Origin of the sequence: Gordonia sp. (in: high G+C Gram-positive bacteria) (assembly GCF_049299075.1) — a bacterium.
GTDB lineage: Bacteria > Actinomycetota > Actinomycetes > Mycobacteriales > Mycobacteriaceae > Gordonia.
This window is the reverse complement of record NZ_JBAQWU010000530.1, coordinates 1-3,569: the sequence shown is the minus strand read 5'-3', so window position 1 is coordinate 3,569 and position 3,569 is coordinate 1. Positions and strand designations below refer to the sequence as shown.

General features: G+C 64.8%; 2 protein-coding genes and 1 pseudogene. All 3 read right to left on the bottom strand.

All coding sequences use genetic code 11. The features are described 5' to 3' along the window. On the bottom strand, positions 1 to 2,631 hold a 2,631-nt coding region (locus tag WAW85_RS16905), incomplete at its 3' end, for an MMPL family transporter (RefSeq protein ID WP_422560742.1). A gap of 88 nt (positions 2,632 to 2,719) precedes the next feature. Then, positions 2,720 to 3,424, bottom strand: coding sequence for an NYN domain-containing protein (locus tag WAW85_RS16900; RefSeq protein WP_422560741.1), 705 nt, complete (start codon positions 3,422 to 3,424; stop codon positions 2,720 to 2,722). Next, positions 3,421 to 3,569 (bottom strand): annotated as a pseudogene (locus WAW85_RS16895) (tRNA (guanosine(46)-N7)-methyltransferase TrmB); the annotation flags it as partial. The pseudogene WAW85_RS16895 and the gene WAW85_RS16900, both read right to left, overlap by 4 nt.

Genomic DNA, 3,569 nt, shown 5'->3' with positions numbered 1-3,569 from the left:
TTGCGCGGCGCGGGGGACGGACGCTGCGGCTGGCTGGGTGCCGCTCGCTGGATTCGCGGCGGGTGAACCGGTGCCGAGCACGTCGTCGAGATGTCCCTCCGCGAGCACGGGACTGCCGTCGATCGATCCGTGGTCGACGGCGTCGGGTTCGTCGGCCGCTGGCTTCCGGCGGCGTAGCGCGAGGGCACGGCGGCCCCGCGGCTCGGCATTGCCTGCCGCCGGACGATCTGCGCTAGCCTGCGGCTTCTGGACGTGCAACTGGGTGGTTTCCGCCTGAGCTGCGGCCACCACGGTACCCACGGTGGTGGCGCCGGTGCCGACCGGGATGAAGGCGGGATCCTTGTCCTGGGGTTCGTCCTCCAGCACGGCTTCGCCCAGACCGATCTTGCGTTGGATCTTGAGCAGCCACTGCGGTGCCCACCAATTGTCGTCGCCGAGCAGCTTCATCACCGAGGGCACCAGCAGCATGCGGATGATGGTCGCGTCGAGGATCAGGGCGGCGATCATGCCGAAGGCCAGATACTTCATCAGCACGATGTTGCTGAGAGCGAAGGCGCCGGTCACCACCACCAGAATCGCGGCGGCCGCGGTGATGATGCGGCCGGTGAGGGCCGTGCCGTCGCGAATGGCTTCGGTGGTGGTTGCGCCGTTCTGTCGAGCTTCCACCATGCGCGAAACCAGGAAGATCTCGTAGTCAGTGGAGAGGCCGTAGACGATCGCGATGATCAACACCAGAACGGCGCCGAACAGCGGTCCGGCCGTGTAGTTGAGCAGACCAGCGCCGTGGCCGTCGACGAACATCCAGGTCAGGATGCCGAGCGTGGCGCCAAGCCCGAGCGCAGACATCAGCGACGCCTTGATCGGCAGAATGATGGAGCCGAACGCGAGGAACATCAGCAGACCGGTGACCAGCACCAGCGTGATGGCCATCAGCGGCAGTCTGCCCATCAGGGTGTCCATTGAATCCTGGGTCAACGCCGGAGTTCCGGCCACATAGACCGTCAGCCCCTGATGGTTGATGGCGCGCAGTTCCTTGATCGCCTCGGCGGTGGTCTCCCGCTGCCGCAGGCCGGCCGACATTTGGATCACGCCGTATTCGCTACCCTGCCGCTCATAGACGCCATCGAGGCCGCCCAGATCCGGATCGGTCGAAAACTTCTTGGTGAAGCCCGGGATTTCGTTGGCTTCGGCGGCGATCGCCTGAATCTTCGACTCGGCGCCCTCATCGTCGGGGTTGTAGACGATGACGAGCTTGACCTCTTCGGTGCGCTCGGCGGGGAACGCTCGGTCGAAGTCTTCCTGGGCCACGCGATGGCTGTCGTCCGGTGGAAGGTACTTCTCACTCATGCCGCCGAAGACGATGTTGCCGAACGGGATGATCAGGGCCAGGAGTAGCAGCACCGTCGGCACCGCAACCTTGACCGGATGCTTCATTACCCAGCTGGAGAGCTTGCCCCAGAAGCCGTTGATGATCTCTTCCCGGGTGCGGGTACGGCGCAGGAACGGGACGCTGAACGCGTCGATCCGGCGACCCAGAATACCCAGGATGGCCGGCAAGACCGTGATCGAGAGCAGTGCCGCCAGGCCCACCGAGGCGATAGCGCCGTAGGCCACCGAACGCAGGAAGGCCTGCGGATACATGAGCACGCAGGCGAGGGCGGCGACGATGATCGTGGCCGAGAAGGCAATCGTTTGACCCGAGGTCATCACCGTTCTTCGGACCGCGGCTTCGACGGTGTAGCCTTCGGCGATTTCCTCGCGGAAGCGGCTCACAATGAACAGGCCGTAGTCGATCGCGATCCCCAGTCCGATCAAGGTGACCACCGACTGGGCAAAGACGTTCAACTCGGTGACCTGGGCCAGGACGGTCATGATGCCGAGCGAGCCAGCAATGGTCAGGCCGCCGATGAACACCGGCAGAATGGCGGCCACCACGCCGCCGAAGACGAACAGCAGCATCAGGGCGACCACCGGTAGCGCGATCAGCTCGGCGCGTTTGATGTCCTGTTCCATACCGTGGCTCATCGAACCGGCGACCGGCTGCAGGCCGGCCAACTGGAACGTCGTGCCCGGCATGTCGTACGTCGCACTGAGGTTGTCGAACAGCGGCTCGACCGCCTTGTAGTTCGCCAAAATCTCGGTGTCGTCGTTACCGCGGATACCGATGGAGACGAAGCCCTTGTTCTCCTCGAGATTCCACATCCGCTCGCGCTTGCGGGCCTGCGCCAACTCGTCTGCGCCGGAAGTAGGTTCCTGGAAGGGATCGATGAGGCCGGCGTGCTCCAGATCGTCGGCGCCCGACGGCGGAATGCGGCTGATGATGCCACCGGACTTCTCGGCGATGTCGTCGACAATACCGACGATCTTCTTGTCGAAGACCGGATCATTGATCGGAGTACCTTCCGGCGGCGTGACCAGCAGTAATACATCTGCCTTGTGGTCGCGGCCGAGGGAGCTGTCGGCGATGATCGAGCCGTGCACCGACTCCGAGTTCGGGTCGAACCAACCACTCTGCGACAGGTGGTCGGGCAGACCCAGGCCGTAGAGCCCCATGCCACCCATCAGGGCGATAAGCACGCCGATGACCGTGTAGCGCATTCGGTACACGAATGAGCCGATGGATCCGAACACGCCGGTTCCTCCTTTGTCGGGCCGCACTGCCGGGATAGCAATCCCGTTGGGCATTGTTTCAGGTCGAACTGAGAAAACGCAGCAAGTCCTACTTCAAGAGGGTCTCCAGCGAGCGGAACGGAATCAGCCACGCGCCGTCGTCCGGCAGCGAATCGAGGTTGATACGCGGTAGCGGTTCGCGGAATACCGCGGGAATGTCTTCCAGGTCGATGAACTCGAATTCGGTCGCGGTAGCCGCCCAGGCGGCGTGCTCGCGGAACCCGATCACAGTCACCGGGATGCCCTCGCGGGCCAGTTCCAGCAACGGCTCGCGGAAGGCCTGTCCGTCGGCCGAAGCAACGAACACGCCGGCCAGGCCGGTCGTGTATCGGCGCAGCTCGATGTGATCGAGCATGTCCTGATCGACGTCGCTGTCTTCGGTGAGCTTCGGCTTGGCGAAGACAGCGAAGCCGACATTGCGTAGCGCATCCACCCACGGGCGAACCACGTCGGCGCTGCCCGGGACGATATTGGTGAAGACCGTGGCCTCCGGCTCCAGCGGAGCGTCCGAGTGCACCGAGAGGTCCGCTGTGCGGGTCAGCAGCCAGCGGCCGAGCGCGTCGAAGCGTGGTCGATGCGCAGCGGTGGGGCGTCCACCCAAGATTCCGCCCAGACCCATATCCATGTTGGGGGCGTCCCAGACCAGCAGTACGCGACGAGCCGGCGGGGTGGATGGCGGTGGGGTGGATGGCGGCGGGGTGGATGGCGACGGGGTGGATGGCGACGGGGTGCCGGGAAAGTCGGTAGGCGTCATTGCGAGTCCTCCGCTGATGTGTCGGACGCTGGCGGCTGCGCGGCGGCCACCGTGCTGCGCGGCTTGAGATACACGAACTCGTTGACCAACCGGCCTTCGCGCTCGGCGCGCCCTTCGAATTTGGTGGTCGGCCGCTCCAGGAGGA

Excerpts from the sequence above, each read along its gene's own strand:
- WAW85_RS16900 (WP_422560741.1), bottom strand. The coding sequence starts at position 3,424 with ATGACGCCTACCGACTTTCCCGGCACCCCGTCGCCATCCACCCCGTCG.